This window comes from Saccharopolyspora sp. NPDC050642, from assembly GCF_040654735.1.
Lineage (GTDB): Bacteria > Actinomycetota > Actinomycetes > Mycobacteriales > Pseudonocardiaceae > Saccharopolyspora > Saccharopolyspora elongata.
Map to the genome: position 1 here is coordinate 1,945 of NZ_JBFAIN010000088.1, position 1,315 is coordinate 3,259.

A 1,315-nucleotide genomic window follows, 5' to 3' on the forward strand; every position below is an offset into this window, starting at 1 on the left:
ACGTGCTGGCATGGCTTCGGCGGTGCGCTTCAGCCCCGCTACATTGTCGGCGCAGGACCACTTGACCAGTGAGCTATTACGCACTCTTTCAAGGATGGCTGCTTCTAAGCCAACCTCCTGGTTGTCTCGGCGATCCCACATCCTTTCCCACTAAGCGCACACTTAGGGGCCTTAGCCGATGCTCTGGGCTGTTTCCCTCTCGACGACGAAGCTTCTCCCCCGCCGTCTCACTGCCACGCTCAAACTCAGGCGTATTCGGAGTTTGGCTGATCTCAGTAACCCGCGAAGGCCCATCAACCAACCAGTGCTCTACCCCACCCAAGCAACCACGCAACGCTGCACCTAAATGCATTTCGGGGAGAACCAGCTATCACGGAGTTTGATTGGCCTTTCACCCCTACCCACAACTCATCCCCCAGGTTTTCAACCCTGGTGGGTTCGGGCCTCCACACGGTCTTACCCGCGCTTCACCCTGGCCATGGGTAGATCACTCCGCTTCGGGTCTACACCACGCGACTCAAACGCCCTCTTCAGACTCGCTTTCGCTCCGGCTACCCCACACACGGGTTAACCTCGCCACGCAGCAGTAACTCGCAGGCTCATTCTTCAAAAGGCACGCCATCACCCGAAGGCTCTGACGGATTGCAGGCACACGGTTTCAGGAACTCTTTCACTCCCCTCCCGGGGTACTTTTCACCATTCCCTCACGGTACTATCCACTATCGGTCACCAGGAAGTATTTAGGCTTAGCGAGTGGTCCCGCCAGATTCACAGCACCCTCCACGAAAGCGCTGCTACTCGGGAACACCACCACACGCATTGCATGAATTTTCGCCTACGGGACTCTCACCCACTACGGCTGGCTTTCCCAAACCATTCGACTAACCCACACAACAACGCTGGCAGACTGGTAGATCTACCCAGCAGCGTCCCACAACCCCGCACACGCAACCCCTACCAGGTATCCCACGCGCACGGTTTAGCCTCCTCCGCTTTCGCTCGCCACTACTCACGGAATCACCAGTGTTTTCTCTTCCTGCGGGTACTAAGATGTTTCACTTCCCCGCGTTCCCCCTCATACCCTATATATTCAGGCATGAGTAACCCGACATCACTCGGGCTGGGTTACCCCATTCGGACACCCTCGGATCACAGCTCGGTTGACAACTCCCCGAGGACTATCGCAGTCTCCCACGTCCTTCATCGGCTCCTGGTACCAAGGCATCCACCATGTGCCCTACATAACTTGGCCACAAAGATGCTCGCACCCACTATACAGTTCTCAAACAACAACCAAACACACAAGAAAACACCC

The 1,315-nt window shown here is 56.5% G+C and carries 1 rRNA gene (cut by a window edge); it reads right to left on the minus strand.

Annotation, left to right across the window (positions count from 1 at the left end):
- A 23S ribosomal RNA gene (locus AB0H93_RS44160) occupies positions 1-1,252 on the minus strand (it extends 1,901 nt beyond the left edge of the window).
- Positions 1,253-1,315 lie beyond the last annotated feature (63 nt).